The organism is Clostridium beijerinckii (assembly GCF_008705175.1).
GTDB classification, from domain to species: domain Bacteria; phylum Bacillota; class Clostridia; order Clostridiales; family Clostridiaceae; genus Clostridium; species Clostridium beijerinckii.
The window spans coordinates 1,517,332-1,542,099 of sequence record NZ_CP043998.1; the positions used below are offsets into that span (position 1 = coordinate 1,517,332).

General features: G+C 27.9%; 23 protein-coding genes. 20 read left to right on the forward strand and 3 right to left on the reverse strand.

Annotated features, from left to right (window positions below; all coding sequences use genetic code 11):
• The first annotated feature begins 33 nt into the window (after positions 1-33).
• The 6 genes from hemC (at position 34) to F3K33_RS06900 (ending at position 6,289) form a co-directional block, all read left to right on the forward strand.
• Entirely contained in the window at positions 34-909 is an 876-nt protein-coding gene (hemC, locus tag F3K33_RS06875; RefSeq protein WP_011968619.1) for a hydroxymethylbilane synthase, read from the forward strand.
• Between the two features lie 12 nt (positions 910-921).
• Complete coding sequence (cobA, locus tag F3K33_RS06880) at positions 922-2,385, forward strand: uroporphyrinogen-III C-methyltransferase (protein WP_011968620.1); 1,464 nt, start codon at positions 922-924, stop codon at positions 2,383-2,385.
• A 98-nt stretch (positions 2,386-2,483) separates the two neighbouring features.
• The gene (gene hemB, locus F3K33_RS06885) at positions 2,484-3,449 is read left to right on the forward strand and encodes a porphobilinogen synthase (protein WP_039772164.1); all 966 of its coding nucleotides are present in this window, start codon (positions 2,484-2,486) and stop codon (positions 3,447-3,449) included.
• Positions 3,450-3,686: 237 nt separating this feature from the next.
• Positions 3,687-4,979, forward strand: a complete 1,293-nt coding sequence (hemL, locus tag F3K33_RS06890) for a glutamate-1-semialdehyde 2,1-aminomutase (protein WP_039772162.1) — start codon at positions 3,687-3,689, stop codon at positions 4,977-4,979.
• A gap of 27 nt (positions 4,980-5,006) precedes the next feature.
• Entirely contained in the window at positions 5,007-5,648 is a 642-nt protein-coding gene (locus F3K33_RS06895) for an epoxyqueuosine reductase QueH (RefSeq protein WP_039772159.1), read from the forward strand.
• Between the two features lie 83 nt (positions 5,649-5,731).
• Positions 5,732-6,289 carry a DUF3867 domain-containing protein gene (locus tag F3K33_RS06900; protein WP_011968624.1) on the forward strand — a complete coding sequence of 186 codons (558 nt, stop codon included), beginning with the start codon at positions 5,732-5,734 and terminating at the stop codon, positions 6,287-6,289.
• A gap of 405 nt (positions 6,290-6,694) precedes the next feature.
• Here F3K33_RS06900 and F3K33_RS06905 read toward each other — a convergent pair whose 3' ends face one another.
• Positions 6,695-7,669, reverse strand: a complete 975-nt coding sequence (locus F3K33_RS06905; protein WP_039772156.1) for an alpha/beta hydrolase — start codon at positions 7,667-7,669, stop codon at positions 6,695-6,697.
• A 373-nt stretch (positions 7,670-8,042) separates the two neighbouring features.
• Here F3K33_RS06905 and F3K33_RS06910 point away from each other — a divergent pair, with 373 nt between their 5' ends.
• The 6 genes from F3K33_RS06910 to F3K33_RS06935 all read left to right on the forward strand — a co-directional run bounded on the left by F3K33_RS06910 (position 8,043) and on the right by F3K33_RS06935 (position 13,818).
• The gene (locus tag F3K33_RS06910) at positions 8,043-8,981 is read left to right on the forward strand and encodes a DUF6414 family protein (RefSeq protein ID WP_039772058.1); all 939 of its coding nucleotides are present in this window, start codon (positions 8,043-8,045) and stop codon (positions 8,979-8,981) included.
• A gap of 160 nt (positions 8,982-9,141) precedes the next feature.
• Positions 9,142-10,599, forward strand: coding sequence for a threonine synthase (thrC, locus tag F3K33_RS06915; protein WP_039772060.1), 1,458 nt, complete (start codon positions 9,142-9,144; stop codon positions 10,597-10,599).
• An 11-nt stretch (positions 10,600-10,610) separates the two neighbouring features.
• On the forward strand, positions 10,611-11,507 hold the full coding sequence (thrB, locus tag F3K33_RS06920) for a homoserine kinase (protein WP_039772061.1): 897 nt from the start codon (positions 10,611-10,613) through the stop codon (positions 11,505-11,507).
• Positions 11,507-11,944: an ACT domain-containing protein gene (locus F3K33_RS06925; RefSeq protein WP_023974269.1), complete on the forward strand. Its 438-nt coding sequence runs from the start codon at positions 11,507-11,509 to the stop codon at positions 11,942-11,944. Before thrB ends, F3K33_RS06925 begins: the two co-directional genes overlap by 1 nt.
• 216 nt (positions 11,945-12,160) lie before the next feature.
• On the forward strand, positions 12,161-12,715 hold the full coding sequence (locus F3K33_RS06930; RefSeq protein ID WP_039772063.1) for a hypothetical protein: 555 nt from the start codon (positions 12,161-12,163) through the stop codon (positions 12,713-12,715).
• A 437-nt stretch (positions 12,716-13,152) separates the two neighbouring features.
• On the forward strand, positions 13,153-13,818 hold the full coding sequence (locus F3K33_RS06935; protein ID WP_011968631.1) for a hypothetical protein: 666 nt from the start codon (positions 13,153-13,155) through the stop codon (positions 13,816-13,818).
• A 301-nt stretch (positions 13,819-14,119) separates the two neighbouring features.
• Here F3K33_RS06935 and F3K33_RS06940 read toward each other — a convergent pair whose 3' ends face one another.
• Complete coding sequence (locus tag F3K33_RS06940; RefSeq protein WP_011968632.1) at positions 14,120-14,461, reverse strand: hypothetical protein; 342 nt, start codon at positions 14,459-14,461, stop codon at positions 14,120-14,122.
• Positions 14,462-15,053: 592 nt separating this feature from the next.
• Here F3K33_RS06940 and F3K33_RS06945 point away from each other — a divergent pair.
• The 8 genes from F3K33_RS06945 to msrA all read left to right on the forward strand — a co-directional run bounded on the left by F3K33_RS06945 (position 15,054) and on the right by msrA (position 23,646).
• Complete coding sequence (locus F3K33_RS06945; protein ID WP_039772065.1) at positions 15,054-16,193, forward strand: acyltransferase; 1,140 nt, start codon at positions 15,054-15,056, stop codon at positions 16,191-16,193.
• A gap of 558 nt (positions 16,194-16,751) precedes the next feature.
• On the forward strand, positions 16,752-16,892 hold the full coding sequence (locus tag F3K33_RS26295; protein WP_011968634.1) for a hypothetical protein: 141 nt from the start codon (positions 16,752-16,754) through the stop codon (positions 16,890-16,892).
• A gap of 215 nt (positions 16,893-17,107) precedes the next feature.
• Entirely contained in the window at positions 17,108-18,181 is a 1,074-nt protein-coding gene (locus F3K33_RS06950) for an anti-sigma-I factor RsgI family protein (RefSeq protein WP_039772067.1), read from the forward strand.
• 359 nt (positions 18,182-18,540) lie between these two features.
• Complete coding sequence (locus F3K33_RS06955) at positions 18,541-19,095, forward strand: sigma-70 family RNA polymerase sigma factor (protein WP_011968636.1); 555 nt, start codon at positions 18,541-18,543, stop codon at positions 19,093-19,095.
• A gap of 1 nt (position 19,096) precedes the next feature.
• Positions 19,097-20,338, forward strand: a complete 1,242-nt coding sequence (locus F3K33_RS06960) for an anti-sigma-I factor RsgI family protein (RefSeq protein ID WP_039772069.1) — start codon at positions 19,097-19,099, stop codon at positions 20,336-20,338.
• A gap of 444 nt (positions 20,339-20,782) precedes the next feature.
• Positions 20,783-21,733 carry a DUF3800 domain-containing protein gene (locus F3K33_RS06965; RefSeq protein WP_039772070.1) on the forward strand — a complete coding sequence of 317 codons (951 nt, stop codon included), beginning with the start codon at positions 20,783-20,785 and terminating at the stop codon, positions 21,731-21,733.
• Positions 21,734-22,049: 316 nt separating this feature from the next.
• On the forward strand, positions 22,050-22,997 hold the full coding sequence (locus tag F3K33_RS06970; protein WP_011968639.1) for an alpha/beta fold hydrolase: 948 nt from the start codon (positions 22,050-22,052) through the stop codon (positions 22,995-22,997).
• 175 nt (positions 22,998-23,172) lie between these two features.
• On the forward strand, positions 23,173-23,646 hold the full coding sequence (gene msrA / locus F3K33_RS06975) for a peptide-methionine (S)-S-oxide reductase MsrA (protein WP_023974263.1): 474 nt from the start codon (positions 23,173-23,175) through the stop codon (positions 23,644-23,646).
• A gap of 66 nt (positions 23,647-23,712) precedes the next feature.
• Here the strand turns inward: msrA and F3K33_RS06980 are convergent, their stop codons facing one another.
• Complete coding sequence (locus F3K33_RS06980; protein WP_023974262.1) at positions 23,713-24,573, reverse strand: AraC family transcriptional regulator; 861 nt, start codon at positions 24,571-24,573, stop codon at positions 23,713-23,715.
• Between the last annotated feature and the right edge of the window lie 195 nt (positions 24,574-24,768).

Sequence of the window (24,768 nt, forward strand, 5' to 3'; positions counted from 1 at the left end):
AGATAAATGAATTTTGGAGGTAGAATTAAATTAATGAATAAATTGACTATAGCAACAAGAAAAAGTAAATTAGCACAGACACAAACAGAAATAATAATGAAAAGTTTAAAGGATAAATTTAATATAGATAGTGAAAAAATGCTTATTGTTACTGAAGGAGATAGAAAATTAGATGTTTCTTTGGCAAAGATAGGCGGAAAGGGATTATTCGTAAAAGATATAGAAATTGCACTTTTAGAAAAAAGAGCTGATGGCGCAGTTCATAGTATGAAGGATGTACCTTATGAGCTGAGTCATGAATTTGAAATAGCGGCTATAACGGAAAGAGAAGATATAAGGGATGTATTAATTTCTAAAGATAATATACCATTTAAAGAGCTTAGAAAAGGTGCAATAATCGGAACTAGCAGTATAAGAAGAGCTTGTCAGCTAAAGCTTATGAGAAATGATTTGGATATAGTCCCAATTAGAGGAAATGTTCAAACTAGATTAGAGAAAATGAAAGAACAGAATTTAGATGGAATCATACTAGCTTCGGCAGGATTAAAAAGATTAAATGAAGAAGATATAATCACTGAGTATTTTGATCCTAAAGTATTTATACCAGCAGTGGCTCAAGGAGCTTTGGGAATAGAATGTCTAAAAACTAGCAGTGCTAAAAAATATTTTGAAAAAATGGAAGATTCAAATGCTAAGTTAACAGTTGAGGCTGAACGAAGCTTTATGAGAATGCTAAATGGTGATTGTCACAGCCTTATTGGAGCTTATTCTGAAATTCAAGGTAATGATTTATATATGATTGGTATATATGACATAGGCGGAAGAATAGTTAAAAAAGATATTTTAGGAGATAAAAACGATCATATTGAATTAGGAAGAAAATTGGCAAATAAGATATTAGAGATATAGGAGAGAAGGAATATGAGTAAAGTATATATAATAGGTACAGGTCCAGGAGATGAAGAGTTATTAACATTAAAGGCTGTCAAGGTATTAAAAAGATGTACTGCTGTTCTTTATGATAGATTGGTTTCAAATAATGTTTTGAATTATCTAGAACCAAATTGTGAAATTTATTATTGTGGAAAGGAACCAGGAGCTCATTCAAAAACTCAAGAGGAGATTAATGAACTTTTAGTTAAACTTGCAAAAGAAGGGCATACAGTTGGAAGAATTAAAGGTGGAGACCCATATGTTTTTGGAAGAGGCGGAGAAGAGGTATTGGCTTTAGTTGATGAAAATATAGAATTTGAGGTAATACCAGGGGTAACATCTCCTATTGCAGTTTTAAATTATGCAGGAATCCCAATAACTCACAGAAAGATAGCACAAAGTTTTCATGTTATAACAGGAAAATCTGCGCAAGATTTAAATGTGAATTTTAAGGCTCTAGCTAAAGAAGAAGGCACATTAGTATTTATGATGGGATTAGGCAATTTAGATAATATAGTGGAGGAGCTTATTAATAATGGAAAAGAACCAATTTTCCCATGTGCGGTAGTGATGAGAGGAACTTCAGCTAAGCAAAAAAAGGTAGTAGGAACGCTTGAGAATATTTCACAAAAAGTAAAAGATGCTAAATTACAATCTCCATGTATAATTGTTGTTGGTGAAGTTGTAAATTTAAATAAAGATTTGAACTGGTATGAAAATAAACCTTTGTTTGGAAAGAATATATGTATTACAAGATCAAGGAGACAATCTGAGAAATTAAAAAATAAATTAGTTGACTTAGGAGCGGAAGTTACAAGTTTTAATTCTATTAAGATAGAAAGCAGTGCGGAAAACTTAAATGATTATATAGAGAAGATAGAAAATTATGATCATATGGTATTTACTTCAGTTAATAGTGTAGAAATATTTTTTGATTATCTTATTGAAAAAGATTATGATATAAGAAGAATTAAAGCTAAAATATCCGCAATAGGCGCTGCTACTGCAAATTCTTTAAAACAAAGAGGAATTATCTGTTTTGCAAAGGCCAGAGAATTTGTTGGTGAAGGTTTAGTGAGCATATTAAAACCTCATTTGAAAGATAACCAAACTCTACTTTTGCCGTGTTCTGCAAAAAGTAGGAAATATATTTATGAAGAACTAACAAATTGTGGTGCAAGTGTAGATAAAGTATATATATATGATACGGTTTGTGGATCAGTAGTTAATAAGAGATCTTTTGATGAAGTTGACATAGTATTCTTCACAAGTCCGTCAACAGTTGAAAACATGATTGATATGTTAGGGATTGAGGAAATTAAGAAAAAGCAGGTTATAGCTATAGGACCAAAGACTAATGAACCTTTAGAAAAGTACGGAATAAAAGCATACGTATGTAAAGAACACTCAGAGGAAGGGTTTCTGAAAGAGATAGAAAATTTACTGCAATAGAGGAAATAGATTTTTTAAAATGATTAATATATAAATTTAGAGATTAAATAAAATGATGGACATCTTTGAAGATGGCTAAAATAATGGAGGAGTTTGTTATGATTAAAAGAGGTAGAAGACTTAGAGTTAATGCTGCCATTAGAGATATGGTTAGAGAAACAAGTTTAAATTCAAAGGATTTTATTTATCCAATTTTTGTTGTTGAGGGAGACAATATAAAAAATGAAATTTCATCACTGCCAGATGTTTATCATTATTCAGTTGATAGATTGTATGAAGTAGTTGAAGAAGTTAGAGAAGCTAATATTTCTGGAGTATTACTTTTTGGAATTCCAAACCATAAAGATGAGTGTGGTTCTGAAAGTTATAATGATAATGGAATTGTTCAACAGGCAATAAGAGAAATAAAGAAGCTTGATAAAGAATTGCTTGTTATTACTGATGTTTGTATGTGTGAATACACTTCACATGGACACTGTGGAATAATCCATGATGAATATGTAGACAATGATGAAACATTAGAATATTTAAGTAAAATAGCAGTATCACATGCAAAGGCAGGTGCAGATATTATAGCTCCTTCGGACATGATGGATGGAAGAATTGGATCATTAAGAAGTGCATTAGATGAAAATAACTTTAAGAATGTTAGCATAATGAGTTATTCTGCTAAATATTGCTCGGCGTTTTATGGACCATTCAGAGATGCGGCAAATTCAGCGCCACAATTTGGAGATAGAAAGACATATCAAATGGATCCAGGGAATAGGATGGAAGCCATTCGTGAAACGCAAATGGATGTAGAAGAAGGAGCAGATTTCATTATGGTTAAGCCAGCACTTTCTTACCTAGACATAATAAGAGATTGTAAAGAAAATTTCAATCTTCCTCTTGTGGCTTATAATGTAAGTGGTGAGTATGCTATGATTAAAGCAGCTGGAAAGCTTGGCGTTATTGATGAAGAAAGAGTAATGATGGAAACTTTAACATCGATTAAGAGAGCTGGAGCAGATATAATTATTACTTATCATGCATTAGAGGCAGCAAAAGTTCTAAGAAGATAAAAGAACACAAATAGATAGTAATTAAAAAAATTATATATTGCAAAAATAATTATTCACCATAATTCTAAAAATATTACAAGAATTTTAGTCGTAATTGTGAATTGTGCATTGCAACATATATATTTAAATATATAAATTTTTTACAATTTAAATATAATAATATGTAAATATGAAACAATAAAAATATAAACATATATAAATATTTATAGATTTTATGCGGGCTAAGGAGGAGTTAATTTGAAAAACGTTGATATATTTAAAGAATCAGAGGAATACATGCCTGGTGGAGTTAACAGTCCGGTTAGAGCTTTTAAGGGAGTTAATTTAAATCCGCCTGTTATAAAAAGCGGGAAAGGTGTAATAATCAAAGATGAAGAAGATAATGAATATATAGACTTCGTATTAGCCTGGGGGCCATTAATTTTAGGGCATTGTGATGATGACGTTGTAGAAGCTATTAAGGAAGTTAGTTCAATGGCATTGGCTTTTGGAGCACCAACAAAATTAGAATTAGATTTGGCAAAATTTATGTGCACCAATCTAGATAATGTTGAGATGATCAGAATGGTGAACTCTGGGACAGAAGCTACTATGAGTGCAGTTAAACTTGCAAGGGGATATACAAAAAGAAAAAGAATTGTTAAATTTGCAGGCTGCTACCATGGACATTTTGATGGGTTTCTAATTGAAGCCGGATCAGGAGTAATGACAGGAGGAATACCAGGTTCACTTGGTGTACCAAATGAAAGCATAGAGAATACGTTAATTGGTATATATAATGATAAGGAACAAATTACACAATTATTCAAAAAATATGGTAGTGAAATTGCAGGAGTTATTATTGAGCCGGTGGCTGGAAATATGGGAGTGATAAAGTCAGAAAATGATTTTATGGAAACTCTAAGAGATCTTTGTAATCAATATGGTTCACTACTAATATTTGATGAAGTAATGAGTGGATTTAGAGTGGCATTTAAAGGAGCACAATCACTATTTAACGTTAAGCCAGATTTGGTTACTTATGCTAAGATTATGGGTGGCGGACTTCCATGTGGTGCATATGGTGGAAGAAAAGAAATAATGAAGAATCTATCCCCTTTAGGCGGAGTTTATCAAGCTGGAACTATGTCAGGAAATCCAATTGTTATGGCAGCAGGTATAGCAACTTTAAATAAGTTAAAAAATAATCAGAATTATTATGATCACATCGAAAATATAGGAGCTAGACTTGAAGAAGGTATAATAAATATATCAAAAAAATATGATCTTCCGGTTGTAATGAATAGAGTTGGAGGAATGATGACTTTATTCTTTAATGATTTAAAAGAAGTTAGAACTCATGATGACGTTAAGAAATGTGATGTAAATAGATTTAATAGATATTTTGAACATATGTTAAAATCAGGATTTAATTTACCTCCATCACAATTTGAAGCATTATTTTTAAGTGTACAACATAAAGAAAGTCATATAGATGCTTTCTTAAAAGCATTTGAAGAGTTTGCATCAAATGAAAATAAGATGCATTAATAAACTTATAAAAGGAATGACTTATATATGAATAAAATTAATTATCAAAAGGAATTAGATTCCTTAATTGAAAATTTGGTGAAAAATGAAGAGGTTCCAACTTTACTGCTTCATAGTTGCTGTGCACCTTGCAGCAGCTATGTGTTGGAATATTTGTCACAATATTTTAAGATAACTATCTTCTTTTATAATCCTAATATATACCCAATGGAGGAGTATACTAGAAGAGTTGCGGAACAAAAGGGTCTTATATCAGAAATGAAAGTCAAAAATGAAATAAGATTTATTGAGGGAAAATATGATACGGAAAGTTTTTATAAGTTAACTAAAGGTTTGGAAGAGGAAAAAGAAGGTGGAGTTAGATGTTTTAATTGTTATGAATTAAGACTTAATGAAGCTGCCATAATGGCCAAGGAAAAAGGTTATGATTATTTTACAACAACATTATCTATAAGCCCTCATAAAAATTCTGCTAAATTAAACGAAATTGGTAAAAGTTTATCTGAAGAACATGATGTAAAATATTTATATTCTGACTTTAAGAAGAAAGAAGGGTATAAACGTTCTATAGAGCTTTCTAAACAATATAAATTATATAGGCAAGATTATTGTGGATGCGTATTTTCTAAAAATGAAAGAATGAACGATGATAATGAAAAAAATAAGTAAGCAATTATTAAATAAAATATAATAAAAAAAGTACAACAGATAAATACTTAATATTATATAATAATACAAAGGAGAGGATTAATGTGTCTGATAAAATTATAGATTTTAATGAATTAAAAAATAAGGTCAAAGATAAAGACATAGATAAATTCGAAGAGTATATTTATTCTATGTATTATAAACTGGCTGAGGGCAAAATGAATATGTCTGATTTCTCCAAAAATATATTAGCTTACATGGAAGAAAATAATATATCACAAGATAAATTAATAAATATACAAAAAAAGTTTCTAGAAAGATATGGAGTAGATCCTTCTTTAATTCAGGGGCAATTTAAAATACCCGGATTTGATACGGGTGGAAGCAACTTAGACTATCAGACTATTAAAAAGACAATGGGGTTTCAGGAAAAATACAAAAGCAGAATATCTAATAAAACAATGTCAGAATATTTCATAAAAAACGAGAAAAATGATTTGAAAGTACTTCTAGAGAATTTAGATGTTATATTAGTTAGTGAGAAAAGTATAGACTTAAATGATAATGAGTTAAATGAATTTTTATGCTCATATAAAAAAGTAATAGAGGATAAGAAAATAAATATAGTAATATGTGAAAATGTAAAAAATTACGAATATTAATTTTCTAGGTGAAGTGTCAGATAAAGTAGATGAAATTATATAACAAGTCCCAATTATCATAGAATGTTCTTATGTGCAGAAAAGTTCTGTATTGCAGTATATCTGCTCTTTTCATAAGTGCATAGCTGCGCTTTATAAGATGTATATTTTAGGACATTAAAAAGTTAAGGGTGAGCCATAAAGAAATTAGGGCATACCCTTTATTTTTTTATTCTTTAGGAATTTATATTCCGATAAAATCTGTGGATAATTTAAAAAAGGTTGATTGACCTAGGCGAAGAATGTGTCCGACGCGAAGTATAATCTGAAGGAAAACGAAGGTAAAGTCTTGCATCAGATATACGAATTACAGTTGAGGATTAATTTGTTGCATTACATTACCTACGATTTCTATAAATATTTACTCTATAAAGGTGAATTGAATATTATAAATTTAAGTAATCCTTCAGAAAAATCCATAACATCATCTTTAGAGATATTTGATAAATCGTGAGCACTGCTATTTAATGTAATAAGCTTGGCTTTTGAGTGCTCCTGAACACATTTATCGTAAAGTTCCTTTGAGCTTTCATAAGGAACCATATTATCTGAATCACTATGAATTATCAAAGTATTTGGATTCGATTTGCTTACATAGTTTATAGGATTATATTTTTTTATTGCTTCTTCTTTATTTGAAATAGAAGCAAAAATTTTTGTTAAATCATAATTTAAATCTTGAGTATTTAGTAGACTTAAATCAGTTGGTCCTGCAAAATCGATTAAGTATTTTACCTTTGAAGAATAATTACTTAAATCTCCATCATCTATAAACTCATCATCACCACTATAACTTGCAATAAGAGAAAGATGCGCACCAGATGAAACACCAATGATGCCTATTTCACTTGTATTAAGATTATAGGAATATTGATTCTTATTTATCCACCTTATAGTATCTTTAATATCAGAAATTTGCTTGGTGAAATTTTCTTTTTCTTTCATAAGTTCATAGGAAGTACTTATGATTGTATAACCTTGTTCTCTGAAAGTATCTAGTACCGGACTCAATGCATCAGGAATATTTTTATCGCCATAAGCCCAGCTTCCACCGTGGACATATACAAGTACTGGTGAAGATTTATATACTTGATTTATTGGGCCGTAAATATCTAATTTTAAGGGAATACCATTAGTATTTTTATAAATAACATCTTTGTAATTCATTGAACTTGATGATTTTTGAGTATTAAATTCTTGTATTGTCCATGCGTGATTTTTTAAAGAAATATATTTATCAGCAATTCTGTATGATAATATAATTCTTTTGTAGAAAAATAAACTAAAAATAAAAAGTACAATAAATAAAATTAAGAAAAATCTTTTAAAAAACTTCTTCATTAAATACTGCATGCCTAATATTTAATAAAATTTACTTAGGTATTTATAATAATTTAGGCATATCTCCTTTCTGGAAAGATTTTATAATACTAAAATACTAATATAGGCAATCTAAAAAATGTGTATAGAAAACAAGCGTTTAAGTACACCTGAAGACTATATTAGAATTTCTATATTAATATAAATTTATACTATAAATTTATATTACAAAAGATTCAAATAATTCGCAAATTAAGAAATTTGCAATTTGTTGGGAAAAAATGGATGCATCTTTAATAAAAATGAAAGTATAAATAATATTTTATATTAGTATGAATATGAATAATATATAAGAAGAAACGAATAGATATTAACCTTTTTGAAAGGAGTATATATGAGCAATCCTTTTGGTATACTTGTTTATTTAGATGAAATTTTAGTTAGAAATTTATCCTCTTTAGTGTTAACTGGATTTATAGAAACAATAACTAGAACTCAAGCTTTTGATAGAACATTATCAGCAGGGTTTCATGAGGGAGATAGAATAGAAAATTCTAATCAAGGAAGTGTTACAAGAATTGAGAGAAAAGGATTTAAGGATAAAAATGAAATAGATGCTAATAATAATTTTGAGCATCATCATATTGATAAAGAAATAGATGCAAGGCAATGCGTAAGAGAGGAAAGACAAGTTAAAACTACTTATACTACATTCGTATTAAATGGAAGTTTAATTAACTACTTTAATGAAAATAAACAGTTGCAGCATAAAAATGAAAAAGATATAGAAAATAATAATATATATCCAGGAGATCTAATTGAGATTGAAGGAACAATTACAAATAAAAGCATTATGTCTTATATTGAAACTCTAATTAATTTGATAACAATATTTGGAGCAGAATACTTGGATGATCTAACTAAAGAATGTAATGTGAAAATAAATTTTTCAATGTGCTTAAAAATGCTGACTTATATGAAAAGTATTTTAGAAAATAATAACACTACAGATTTAATTATGAAATGTGGAAATGGAACAATAATACTAAACGTCAATAAAGATAATTTCATGAATAATAAATTTAATATATTTGATAATATAAATTGTCCGTGTAGGGTCATAGGAAAAGTAATAAAAACGTGCACTGAAGAACAAGATTCTATAAGTTTACTTAGAAAAACTGGCCAAGAACAGTTTTATGAAAAGTTTTTTGAGCAATTTACTCCCCTTATAGAGTGTTTAGAGAAAAATAATATTTTTGTACCAGAGTGCCCAGATTTAAGAATTAATGATTGCGCAATCCAAATAATGCCATTAAACATTTACATGTAAAAAAATATTATGATTTTCATGTGTTTTATGGAAAAACACTTGTTTATCTATAGAATACATGATAATATATATTACAGGTGGAATATGTTTATATATACTTAAATTTGTTAATTAATAAAGATATATTTTCATATTTAATACAATTTTGAGGTGATATTAGATGAAGTTTAGAAGTACTAGGGGTCTGGATAAGAATATAGAATCTGCTAGAGCAATAATTAATGGAATTTCAAAAGATGGCGGATTGTATGTTCCAGATGAATTTCCTAAAGTCTATGATGAATTGAAGGAAGATACGCATATTAAATATGAAGATCTAGCATTTAAAGTTATCAATGAGTTTTTCACAGATATTGATGATGCGGAATTAACTGGGGCAATTAATGACGCATATAATGATAGATTCAGTGTGGAAGTAAAGAACAATTTTTTAGAATTATATCATGGACCAACTTGTGCATTTAAGGATGCAGCGTTATTATTTTTACCACAAATCATGAAAAGAGCTAAAAAGATTTGTGATGTTAAAGAGGATATAACAATTCTTACAGCAACTTCAGGAGATACAGGAAAAGCTGCACTTGAAGGTTTTAAAAATATTGATGGTTTTAAAGTTGTAGTTTATTATCCTAAGAATGGTGTTAGTGCAATTCAGGAAAGACAAATGTCAAGTCAAGAAGGAAACAATGTTAAGGTCATTGGAATAAAGGGGAATTTCGATGATGCTCAGACAGGCGTAAAAGAAATCTTCGGAGATAATGAATTCAGAGAAGGGCTATCTCAAAAAGGATTTATCTTATCATCGGCAAACTCCATTAATATTGGAAGATTAGTACCTCAAATAGTGTATTATTTTTATGGATATTTTAATTTAGTGAACCAAGGAGTAATACAAAGAGATGAACCTATAAATGTTGTAGTTCCTACAGGAAATTTTGGAAACATATTAGCAGGATATTATGCTAAGCAAATGGGATTACCAATAGATAAATTTATATGTGCATCAAATGAAAATAAAGTTCTTACAGATTTCTTTGAAACTGGGGTATATGACAAGAAAAGAGAACTTATTTTAACAGAATCACCGTCTATGGATATACTTGTTTCATCTAATCTTGAAAGATTATTATTTGAAGCAAGCGGCAGAGATACTGAAGTTGTTAGTAAATTAATGGAAGATCTAACTACTAAAGGTGTTTATGAAGTAAACGAAAAAATTAAAAGCTTCATAAAAGAATTTTATGGAAACTTTGCGACTACAGAAGAAGTGTATGATGCTATAAAGGAAGTTTATAAGAAAGATAATTACTTGATGGATACTCATACAGCAGTGGCATATGTAGTTAAAAAGAAGTATATAGAAGAAACTAAAGATAACAAACCAACTTTAATACTTTCAACAGCAAGTCCGTTTAAATTCCCAAGAAGTATTTGTAATGCACTTGATATTGATGTAGAGGGATTAGATGATTTTAAAGTATTAAATAAATTATCTGATTCAACAAACAATAAAATACCAAATAGTTTAAGTACTTTGGAAAATGCAAAAGTAATACATGATGAAATTTGGGATAAGAGTGAAATGAGAAATGCTCTATTATCTTATTTGAATTCATAGGTGATAAACATATGATTACAGTTAGAGTACCAGCTACATCAGCAAATATGGGACCTGGATTTGACACGCTTGGAATAGCATTAAATTTATACAATGATTTTGGGTTCAGGGAAATAGAAGATGGTTTGAAGTTTAATGGAATGCCAGAAGAGTTTTGTAATGAAGAGAATATTATTTACAAAGCAATGAAATATTGTTTTGATAAAGCGGGCTATAAAATAAAAGGATTAGAAATAAGTGAAATTAAACAAGATGTTCCAGTATCTAGAGGTCTTGGAAGTAGCTCTACATGTATAGTTGGGGGACTAGTAGGAGCTAACGAAATCTTGGGGAAGAAGTTTTCAGAAGAAGAGTTGTTGGAGATGGCTGTAGAAATTGAAGGGCATCCAGACAATGTTGCACCAGCCTTACTTGGGGGCATGGTTGTTGCAATAGTTGATGAAAACAAGACCTATTATGATAAGATAGATGTAAAAAGTGGAATTAGGTTTGTTTCAATAATTCCTAATTTTAGATTATCAACTGAGGAAGCAAGAAAAGTGCTTCCGAAGGAAATAAGTTTAAAAGACGGAGTATATAATGTATCAAGAGCAGCTCTTATGGTTGCATGTTTTTCTAGTGGGAAATATGAATTATTAAGGTATGCATGTAAAGATGCCTTTCACCAAAATTATAGGAGTAAATTAATTCCTGGTTTTGAAGAGGTGTATAATAAGAGTTATGAATTAGGAGCTCTAGCTTGCTATCTAAGTGGAGCTGGTCCTACAATCATGGCGATTATCGATGAAAAGGATGAGCGCTTTAGCAATAAGCTTAAAGAATTCTTGCAAATAAAAGGATTGGAATGGAATATATTAGAGTTATCTTTAGATAATGCGGGGGCAACCATTATAGAAGGTACAAAATGATGAGTGGAGATTACTTAGTTATAGATAAGAGGGTTTTGCCTGATGTTTATGAAAAAGTTCTTTTTGCAAAAAAATTATTAAAAGATGGAAAAGTAAAAGAAATAACTGAAGCAGTGAAAATAGCAGGAATAAGTAGAAGTGTTTATTATAAATATAGAGATTTCGTATTTGATTTTGCAGAAACTTCAGAGGGTAGAAAAGTTACCTATAATATTATATTTAAGAATGAAAAAGGGCTTTTATCGAATATAAGTAATTATATTACAGAAAAAGGCGGAGATATTTTAACAATAAATCAAGGCATACCGTTAAATGGTTATGCTAATTTGAGTATAACCATAGATTTGTCTACAGTAGATGGAGATATAAAAACATTGACAGAGGGTTTGCTTAACATAAGAAATGTTGAAAAAGTTGAATTTATAGGAATGGAATAGGAAGGGAAACCTTCCTATTTTAATTATATAAATTTAAAAAATATCAATAAAATATAAAATCTGTTCAAAAATATGCTAGAATAAATTAAAGTCAGTAGAGACAAGTTCTATATGGAACAATGAAGGTTTTATAGTAACTATAAAGATTAGAAATAGCACATTATTCAGAAATGGAGGTGTGTTTTTTATTACACAAAATTAAAATGGAGTGATTTCATGATTAGAAATAAATATGAAAGTGATTATATGATTAAAAAGCTTGGATTAAATAGAATGTCAGAAAAGATATTTACGTATAATTCAACTTTAGATGAACTTAAAAGTTATTTAGAAGAGAATACCTATAAATATTATAATATAAGAGATAAATCTGTATCAGGCGGTAAGTTTTTATATATGCTTACCAAAGATCAGGTGCTGCTAAAAAGCAAAAAATACAAAAGATATGCAGTATACGAGAGTTTAGCTATTGCGGATGATAGATTAATATTACAAGGTGACATAGAGATAGACAGAGATTTTATTATGAGAGCATCGTTAAGTGATATAAAAGGAATATCAAATAGAATTGCAATGGAAAAGCCAGTATACAATATTTATAATTACGATCTAAAAGAAAAAAGAGATCCGCCAATAAGTGGATTATCTAAAGTTATAGATTATATATCACAAAATTCTTTAATTGACATGGTGGTTGAGTTCTCTCTGTTTGAAATACCGGTTGGAATAAACCAAGAAAATATAATAATTTGGGAATTAAGAAACTACTAAAAAGTGATTACTAAAATTATATAGAAGTAAATATCATATATTTTTTAATGAAAAAACAAACTTCGTTTTCTTATGATTCATATGTTAAAATTTTTGCAAATGTAAATAAAAGGCACTCGTTATGAGTGCCTATCAATAATTAGAGAAAGCAAAGTGGAAAGTTTGAACTCTAACTTATTTGATTTTATTATAGCATAAAGAGGGGAATATATGAATGCCTGAAATAAAAAAACAATTCAGTATAAACCCTATAATTATTTATTTCGAGATGAATTAAAGAAAATACAAAAACATTGAAGAGTTTAGAAAATTCCGGTATGTTTAAACTACAAAAAATACAATTATTTTTTCAGCTTACAAGTAATGACATAAATTTACATAGAAAGATGTTATAATTTTATTGTAAAAGGGTTTTAAAATAAAAATGGGGTGAGATAATGAGAGTATTATGTAATAATTGTGGTTTAAAGTGTCATATTAAGGAATGGAAGGAAAGGCTTGATGATTTGCTAGCCAAAAAGCAAAATAACTTATTGGATGATGAAGTAATTTGCTTAAGTCAATCTATTGATGATTTAATATCTGACTGTATATTTTGCAACACAAGCAATTTATATAGTTCCAATCGAAGAAATACTGGTGAAAGAGATTCTATTTTATACTACTATGGAGAGCAGCATTTAATTGTTAATTTATATAACTACATAGAAGAAGGAATAAGAAGTAAAGAAAATATCTACATTTCTGTTGAAAAAAATCTTTATAAGAGATTAGAAAATTATCTTATAATCAATAGAATTCCTACAGAAAAATTTAAATTTATGTGTTTAAAAGATATGAAATCAATGATTGAGAATAATGATAAATCTATTAAATTAGGAGAAGAAAAATCTAGGTGGATAGTTCAACCATCTTTACAAAAGCACTTTTTATATGCAGAAAGTACTTTAAACAAACATACTAAAGATTTAGATTTGGACATTCTCTATGTATATGATGCTTATGAGCATATTCATAGAAATGCTAAGAGTGAGTTAAGCTCTAAACTATTGGGAAAATGTCAATATTCACTAAAAAGAGAAAGTCATGAATTATGGGTTTAATAGTAATGTAGAATTAAGAGTCTTATAATTAAGGCTCTTTTTTGTGTTACAGGATCACTGATAAAGGCAAAGTCTTCAAAAATATAAAATAAAAATAGCCTTATTGTTGTATGGAATTATAAAGATGTTAGGTTATAAAATTGGATTATTTAAAGGAATTAAGTAATGTGGAAATTTCAAAATGATATAACTAAGCGTGGCGTATACCTCCTTGTTCATGATCAGTAGAAAAATGCTTAAATTTCAGACAAGCTCCTATAAAGGAGGAGCTTGTATATACATTTGTAATTATAAAGAGTATTTATCTGCCATTTATATTGATTGGTGAAAATGATATGCTGCCATCACCAATTATTATAATTTTATAATCATATTTCATAGGACGCATTACATATTTCATTGAATGTCCTTCGAACCTTATAGATTGTTGAATTCTTTTATTACTATCGAAAATAATCATAAAAACTTCGTTAGGAGAAAGGTTCTGAACATTATACATAACATTTTGCATGATACTTAAATCTGATATAGTGTAGAATCCTTCTGAAAAGTTTTGAGGGAGAGATGCAGCAGTGGCAGTCGTTTTATTAATATTAAATGTGATTAGTAAAATAATAGAAAGTATAAAAGTAAATTTTTTCATTATTTAGCCACCTTTCATAATTTAAATTCGAATATTGAACCGCTCAAATTTTATTATTAGAATTTAGATAAAATATATAACAGAAATATGTTAGAAGATTAATATGAATACTAGGAATTAATGAATATAAAGTAAATGTATCTGGTAAGATTGATTAGTAATTACGTTGCCATAATGAATATAGTTGTAGTCGATATTATTAGAGGATGAGAAGTATAGATTACTTAAAGTTGAGTTTCCAATTTTTTGCGTAATATCAATAAGCTAAAAACATATAAATAAAAAAAAGGAGAATTAGTTCCAAATAGATAGACCCCATTAGAAATGTATAGGGGATAGCTTGGGGATGTATTTTGTAAGATAATAAAGTGATTTCTATTAATAAAAATTTAAAGAATGTTGAAATATTGTTAAAAATTTTAGAATATTAACTATATATAGTCATTAGGCGTGATATAGTTAATATTCAGTAAAAATATAAGTTGAAAATAAATGCTATTATAACAGTAAATTATGATATAATTTACCAGTGATAATAGAAAGTTTAAGTATAAGACTATTAAGTTAGTTTTATTGACATGAGGTGTATGCGGTGGAAAATACAGAAATTGACTCGAAGATTAATATGGTTGAAAGAAAAATAGGAAGAAGCTCTAATTTGGAGTTACTAAGAATTTTGGCGATAATAATGATTATTGCACATCATTATTCTGTTCATGGTGGATGGGATATTCCTAACGAACTAAGTTACAATAGGATAATTGTCCAATTTTTAAGTTTAGGTGGGAAATTAGGTGTTAATTGCTTTGTTTTAATTACAGGATACTTTATGATTAATTCAAAATTTAATATAAAAAAGTTTGCTAAAATTGTAGGACAAGTTTTCTTTTATTCTGTAGTTATAATGCTGATTTTTAAATTATTCGGAATATCTCATATAGGAATTAGAGAAACTGCTGAATCATTTTTCCCTATAATATTTTCTAAGTATTGGTTTGCTACTACATATGTGGAATTATATATACTATCCCCATATTTAAATAAGCTTATCAATTATTGTACTCAAAAAGAGAATAAGATATTGATTACCATACTGATTGTAGTGTTATCAGTCATACCTACTTTTTCAAATTCATTACTTGAAATTGATAATTTATCTTGGTTTGTATTTTTGTATTTAGTTGCAAGTTATATAAGGAAATATCAACATAAGTTTTTTGATAAGACGAAATTACTTTTAGTGATATTTACTAGCAGCTATATCTTAATAATGTTCTCGGTAGTTATACTAGATGTGTTATCTCTAAGAATAAATGATTTTCCTATTGATCCTACATTCTTAAGAGAGATGAATTCCCTACCAATGCTTATTTGCTCAATTTCATTATTTCTTTATTTTAAAAAATTAGATATTGGATCTAAAAAGATAATTAATAGTATATCTTCAACTACATTTGGAATATATTTGATTCATGATAATAATCTTGTTCGGAGTTACTTATGGGAACATATTGCTAAAAATAATTCCTTTTACAATTCAAGATGGTTGTCGCTTCATGCTATAATTACTATTTCTCTTGTGTTTTTCATATGCATGGTTATTGAAGGTGCAAGAATTAATTTTATCGGAAAACCAGCTATGAAGTTTTGGGATAAGGAAATAGAGAGTAAATTCCTAAATAAAAGTAGAAATTATATAGATAGATCTTTCTCCCAACATATATCAAATTAAGGATGAGAATTTTATTGTCTAGATTTCATTATTGTTATGAACTAAAACTTATATTAAATTATTAAGAGATGCAGACTTAGAAGTTACAAATATTTCTGAGTTTGTTTTTTTTTATTCCTTAGTTATCTATATGAAGCCAAATTGGTGGACATTGAGTTGATTCGTTGCGGGTATAAATCACGAGAAGACTGATTCATTTAAAGAAGTCTTAAGATTAGTAGGAGATTTATGCTTCACAGTATTATGGAGCTGCCTTAAGTAGTTTTATGAGCAGCTTAACATAATAAGATGAATCATAAATTAGTATAAACTTAGAATGAGTGCGTATACTAAAGTCAAGAATAATATGCAAAATAGAAATTTAGATATAAGTACATAAGATATTACAAAAGAAGATTTTAGATCTATATACCTTATATAATATAGATTAATGATGATAATATTTAACCACATTAGTTTATATGTTATTTAGAAATAATATTTACATATCATTATGTAGATTACTGATACAAATTTTTAATATGAGTTAAATCTAAAGAAGTGTAAGGAGAGATAATTATGACTAATAAACGTAAAGTCACTAAAAAGCAAATGGCATCATTAGGATTAAGAAAGACTGAAAATGGAGATTATGATTACATAAATCCAAATGATCCAAATTCAAAATATAAACCTGTAAGAAAAGAGCCAAATAAATAGGGCTCTTTTTTCTTAATTAAATTTATTTAAATTCTATCAGCGGTATTGTCAGATTTCATAATAACAATACGAATTATATTATGAAAAGCAAAAAACAACTGATAGAAGTTTTACAGTATTTATTAAAACCAGGGTTTTAAAATTATTAAGAAGAGTAAAGAAAAAAATAGTTAGTTTGTGCACAAAAAAATAACTATTGGGAGGGATTTTATAATTTGGAGAATAAACTAGTTGAAAAATTGGATGATTTAAATATTAGTGATACTAATCTGTTGCTATATAAAGATATAAAGTTATCATTAGATGATATTACTATAAAAAGAATTGAAAAATTAGTTGGCCAAAAAACTGGTTATTATAAATCAAATAATACTTTTAAAGAAAAAATGAATTATATTTTAGGGGGAATTTATATGAAAAGAAAAATAGCTTTAGTACTATCTGTTGTAGCGCTTTCAAGTTTAGGGGGAGGTGTATATGCTCATGCAAAGAACACTCCTGTAGCATATGTTAGTGTAGATATTAATCCAAGTATTGAATTATCAGTAAATACATTTGATCAAGTTATTTCTGCAGAAGCATATAATGAAGATGGTAAAAAGGTGTTGGAAGATACTAACCTAGTAAATAGCGATGTTGATGATGCAGTTAAGAATATTATTACAAAGGCAGTTTCGGATGGATATATAAAGGAAGACGGTACATCGGCAGTTGAAATTACTACAGCTACGGATAAAGATAATGTGGCAACGAAGTTAGATGAATCTTTAAAACAAATTGCCGACAAATCATTAGAGGAAAATAACATAGAAGCAACAGTTGAAACTCAGAATGTTGCTCTTGCAAGAAGAGATGAAGCAAGAACGTTAGGAATAACTCCAGGTAAACTAAACTTGATACAAAAACTACAGGAATTAGATCCAACTATAAGTGTAGAAGATTATAAATCAAGTTCTGTAAAAGATATACAAAAGAAGACTAAAGAATTAAAGAAGATCAATAATAATGAAGAGACTACAGTTAAAGATGATGCAAATACTGGTGGAAACATAGAGAGTGGTGCTAATCAAGATGCAGTTACAGAAGATAAAATAAGCAATTCTTCTTCTAAATCAAATGGAAATGGAAGTGTTAAGAAAGAAGAAAATAGTGACTCATCTAGTAAAAGAGAAGAAAATGCCACAGCAGTTGAAAAATCAAAAGATAATTCAGCTAAAACTCAAAAACAAAGTGATAACGGTAATTCAAACTCGCAGAATGGTAATAAGGATAAAAATAAAAATAATTAAATAGTTTAAAATGAGTAGCTAATATAGAAAATAATAATAGCTACTCATTTTTTTGCGATAACCAATTTAAATTTAGAGCTTCATTAGATCCAGTGGAGGAACAGAATGTATAAATTTAATTGGAATATATCGTGAAATAATATAAAAGGTTATTATTGAAGAATCACTAGTAATAGCATTAATAGGATTTATCTATATATTTGATATATATTACATAGAACAGGAGAGAAAAGAAAATATAAGTATTTGATATTGATAATGTAAAAATTATTATATTTTTTGAAATTTATTGTCAGATTTTATTTATGTATTACGAATTGTATAATATATAACGAAATTTTAGGGGAAGAAGGTGCGTTTTGATTTCGGATATTGAATTACTAAAACTTTTGGATGAGAAGCCGGAAATAGGCCTTAAAAAGCTGATGGATAACTATATGGCACTTATTTACACAATAATATTTAATAAACTTTCTGGAATGTATTCAAAAGAAGATATAGAAGAATGTGTAAGTGATGTGTTTTTTGAAGTATTTCATTATAAAAATAGAATTGATTTAGATAAGGGATCAATCAAAGCCTTTTTAGCAATTATAGCAAAAAGAAAGGCTATAGATATGTATAGAAAAAATAAAAATAATAATCATCTTCCAATAGATGATGTAGCCCAAGAATTACATAGTGTTGTAGATGATGCGGCGAATTCGATTTTATTAAAAGAAAGCAATTCTGAGCTTATAAATGCTATAAAATCATTAGGAGAACCTGATAGTGAAATAATTATAAGAAAATATTACTTACATCAAAGTTCAAAAGACATTTCCAGTGATCTGTGTTTAAAAGTTAATACAATTGATAAAAAAGTTTCTAGGTGTATGGAAAAATTAAAAAAAATATTGGGAGGTGGGAGATAAATTGGATGATAAATTATTTGAATTATTAGATGACTTAAACATTAGTGATACTGATTTATTATTGAATGAAAATATTAACCTATCTATGGACTTGTCTTCTAGACAACGTATTGAAGAATCTGTAAAGAAAAAAGCGGGATACTTAAGCAAGAAAAATACATTTAACAATAAGATAAAAAATATTTTAGGGGGAACTTATATGAAGAGAAAAATTGCTTTAGCTGCATCGATAGCAGTAGCATTTAGTTTAGGAGGAGGAGTATATGCTTATGCTAAAACTCCAGTAGCATATGTCAGTTTAGATATTAATCCGAGTGTTGAGCTAGGAGTAAACGCTTTTGATACAGTGGTATCTGCAGAAGCATATAATGAAGATGGTGAAAAAGTTCTAGAAGGAACTAATCTGGTAAACACTAAAGTTGACAATGCAGTCAGCACAGTAATAACAAATGCCATATCAGATGGTTACATAAAGGAAGATAGTACAAATGTAACTACAGCTGCAGCAGTTGAAATTACAGTATCTACAGATAAGGATGGTTTAGCAGATAAGTTAAATGAATCTTTAAAAGAAACTGCAGATGAAACATTAAAAAATAATGATTTGGAAGCAGAAGTTGAAACTGATAAAGTAGCACTTGCAAGAAGAGATGAAGCAAGGCAACTCGGAATAACTCCAGGAAAATTAAATCTTATACAAAAGCTTCAAGCACTAGATCCAAGTATTAAGGTAGACGATTATAAATCGATTTCGGTTAAGGAAATTCAAAAGAAAACTAAAGAATTGAGAAAAATGACTAGAAATGATAATGATGCTGTTGATGTAAAGAATTCTGTAGATACTAATACGAATGTTACAGATAGTAATACAAATACTAACACTGGAACAGATACAAACACAAGCACTAGTAATCAGGATGCTAATGTAGCGTCTGGATCAACAGAAGAAGATATTACATTTACACAATCATCAATAGGAGATCAAAAAACTAAAGAAGCTAAGACAGAAAAAGGCAATAATTCATGGAATGAGAAAAGTAATAATGGTAATTTGAAAAAAGAAGAAAATAGTAATGCAGACATTAATCAAGAAGAAGACCAAGACAGGAAATATGAAAAGGCTTCAAATGGATCCGAAAAAAAGGGTTCTGGAACTCAGGGAAATAGCAACTCATCAAAGTCAGAGAAAAGTAATAATGGCAATTCAGATTCCAAAGGTAAGGGAAATGACAAAAATAAATAGACAGTAATCTAAACTGATATATTTTCTATAGAGACAGGATAATTTTAACAAGTAAATTATCCTGTCTCTATAAATATTTTAAGAGCTCTAGAATACTAGAAAAATATTTTTCATAAATTTAGTAATCTAAGTTCTAAATCTATAGAAGTATGCCATATATTTATTTAGTATTAACGGATACAATTGCAAGATAAATTTAAACTTATTTTGTGATTGTATTTGCTATTTCGACGTATCAAAAAATAGAGGAGAATTTAATTTTGAGTAGTATGGTAATAAAAAATATATTTCCTTTAAAAAATCGCATTAGTACGATGATGTTTAATAAATTATATGTAAAAAAGCATGCTTAGGATAGTTATAAGGATGTATCTGTTGTTGTGCGTTGTAAAGAATATTGGGTATATTAGGTTAAAGAGTAATTAGTGAAGGGGAGAAGTTTATATGGGGAAAAAATATGTAATGTTTATTGATGAAAGGGGAATTAGAAGTTTAGATAAAAGCGGAAATTTCTCAATGGTAGGGTTGATTTTTGAATATGATTATTGCATCGATTGGAAAAACAGTGAATGTGAATTGAAAAGAAAATTAAATGAGTATAAGAAAGAATGTCTTCTGGATAGTGATGCAAATATACCAATGGATAATATAATATTAAAAGAGGAAGTATACAAGAATATTGATAAAATTATAATAAGTGAGTTTGTAAATAAATTACCAACATTGATTAGCAGATTAAGATTCAAAATAATTTCAAGCTCAATTAAGCAAAATTTAAATGAATCAGATGATTCGTATTCAATAGTGACAAAAAGACTTTTAAAGAAGTTCTATTCATTTATTACTAAGAATGATGGAGAATCAGGTGGGATAGTTATTGAAGCAAAAGTAGGAAATAGAAATTGTAGTATAATGCAAAATTTCTTTGATATATATAACAATAGAAATATTAATTTAAGTATGCAAGATAATGTTCAGAGTAAAATTAATACATTTATTGTATCTGATAAGAATAATAAAATTTATGGCTCTGGAATAGAGATATTAAATATAATAACTAATGTATTTTTTAGAGTTCTAAATGGAAATAGAGAAATTAATGAGAAATTAATATCATATATAGAGTATGGCAACAGGGATAAGATATTTAGTGAGCTTAAACATAATGTATACAACGATTTAGAAATAGGAATCTCACGTTCTCAATTACAAGCTATTTCTCATAATTATATTGAAGGTTTTAATAAAGAATTAAAATTACTAAAAGAGCAATTAAAGCTCAAGGATACTAGAATAAAAGAAAAGGAAAAAGAAATTAGTGAGCTTACTAGCGAGATTAAATTGTTATCTAAACAGTTGGAGAGAGTGTTAGTGAACAGAAAAATGATAATATAGTATCATGGCTTTTGTATATATAGATATTGAAGTTAGTGTTTTTTGTAAAGCGATTATAAGTTTAAAGGATTATTTATTCGCAATTATTTACTTATATGATAAGGCAGTATATGAGAATTTATAATAAAAATTTATTATATTAAATTAGGAAATTTAAAATGCCTGAAAGAATCTTAAATGAGCTTTTGGGTATTTTGTTTTGTAAGAAACATAAAGCAAGACATTGGAGTTTTATAGATTTCTTTCATAAGTATTTTAAATTTCTATAAATAAGGGAAGTATATAAAAAAATAAGCTTTTTAATAAAGAGGAATTTATGAATAAATTATCTTATGAAAATGAAGTGGAAGATTATTCTAAAAAATTTAAGGATTTTAAGATGAAATCTATGCAAGACAATATAAATCTAGGTATAACGCTTTATGTACCTAAGGGCGAAATAAAGGGAATATTTCAAATTAGTCATGGTATGATGGAGCATAGAAAACGTTATATACAGTTCATGGATTATTTAGGCAGCAATGGTTATATTTCTATAGTCCATGATCACATAGGTCATGGTGAAAGTGTTATTACTAAAAATGATTATGGATATTTTTATAACAACGGAACCACAAATCTCGTAGAGGATTTACATCAGATAACACTATATATGAAGCAAGGGTACAAGAAATATCCTTACTTTTTATTTGGATTTAGTATGGGATCATTAATTGCAAGAGCATACTTAAAAAAATATGATTATGAGTTAGATGGTCTTATACTTTGTGGTTCACCAGTAAAGAATAAAGTTATACCGTATATTAAAAAATTGTGTAAAATTATAGAAAAGATAAAGGGAGATCATTATAGATCAATTTTTATACATAAAATAATTCGAGGAATAGGCGATAATGTTATAACAACCTCAGAAATAGAAAGAGATAAGTTTACGAATGATGAAGGTTGTGGATTTATTTTCACAATAAATGGTTTTGAAAATCTATGTAACTTAATAAAAATTGACTATAGCAAAAAAGACTGGGCAAAAAGAAACTTAAATCTCCCGATTCTATCGATTGCAGGAGAAGATGATATAGTTATTATAAGTATAAAAAGATTTAATGAATTAACACGGTTTATAAAAAAAATAGGATACGAGAAAATCTTTACTAAAATATATTCAGACAAATATCATGATCTTTTACACGAAGTAAATAAATTACAGGTATATAAGGATATTTTAAATTGGATGGATAGAGTCAATAGTGAAAAGAAAACTTGATTTTATAAGGCACATCATTTCACTTTACAGGTTTGTTACAATGATAAATCTATATTTATTTTTGTACTAAGCCAAGCTCTCAATTAAGATAAAAATTTAGAAATTCAATTATAATATATATAATTGCAAAGTACTATTATTTGGGTTTATAATGCTGTTAAAGGATGTGTTAAATATGAAAAAAATAGTTTTTGGCGGAGGCTGCTTCTGGGGTGTAGAGAAATTCTTTTCTATGATACCAGGAGTATTAGAAACAGAAGTAGGATATGCAAATGGAAAAACAGAAAATCCAACATATGAAGAAGTTTGCAAAAATGATACAGACTTTGTTGAGGTATGCTACATAACATACGATGAAAAAAAAGTTTCGCTTGATGAATTATTAGATAAGTTTTGGAGTATCATCGATCCTACGACATTAAATAAACAAGCTGGAGATGTTGGTACTCAATATAGAAGTGGAATTTATTATATTGATGAATCTGATGCTGATACAATTAATAGAAGTAAAGCAAGTATTCAAGAAAAATGCGATGTTCAAGTTGTAACTGAGGTAAAACCGTTAAAGAAATACTACACAGCAGAAGAATATCACCAAGATTATTTAGAAAAAAATCCTACTGGTTATTGCCATATTAAATTTAATTAATATCAATGAGTTAGCATATTTATACTGGTAACTTATTAAAAACTATCTTAAGAATAGAAAACTATTTTAAGATAGTTTTTTTGTTTTTGGGGAAAACTCACTTGGAGATTTTTTAAACAGGTTTTTAAATGAACGTAGAAAACATGTATAATCATTAAATCCACATTGTAAATAAACTTTCGTAATTTGCTCACCACTACTTATAAGGTCCTTTGCCATTAGTAATCTCTTTTGATTTACATAGTTATGAAGAGTATATCCAGTCTCTTTTTTAAACTTATGCATAAGATAATATTTACTAATATAAAACTTTTGAGATAAAGTTTCTGTAGAAAGATTCTCAGATAAATTATTATTTATATATTTCAAGATTTTTTCAATTTGCTTATCATATTTGAGAGATGCTTCATCATTAATGTACATGTTGTTAAGATGCACTCTATTTAAGTATACAAGCAATTGAATGAATAATGAATTGCTCAAAAGTTTACTACCAAAATCTTGTGAGTTAAAGGAAGTCATTAGTGAATCTATTATAAACTTAATGTTATCTTGTAATTTACTATTAAGTCTAATAAGATTGAAACTTTTTTCATTCGCTAGTCTAAAACAAGTAGATAAATCACAATTTTCATAGTTATGGTTTTCTATAAAATCAGAATTCGCCCAAATAATAATTCTTTCATAAATTTCAGAAGAATCAATAATAGGTTTATGAACGTCATGATTATTTACAAGTAGAATATCCCATGGTTTTAAGTTGTATGCTTTTCCTTCAATTAAATAAGTTACTTTTCCAGATAAAAAAATTATTATTTTATTAAAGTCGTGATAATGGAATTCAAATTCTTGATTTTTTTTATCTTTTAAATGAAATAATTGAAAATCATTGTTTAAGTAGCCTGATTTATTACTATTTTTATTCATAGTTGAAAACTCCCTTGAAATAACTCTAATTACAAATGTATTAATTAAAAATATAAGATATAAATATATATTCAATTAACTCTAAGATGTGTATATATAAATTTTAGTTTTATATATGTAGCAATAATGAACTTACATTTAAAATTCAAGTAAGCTAAGTGCACAATTATAATAATAATGTAAAAATTCAATTGC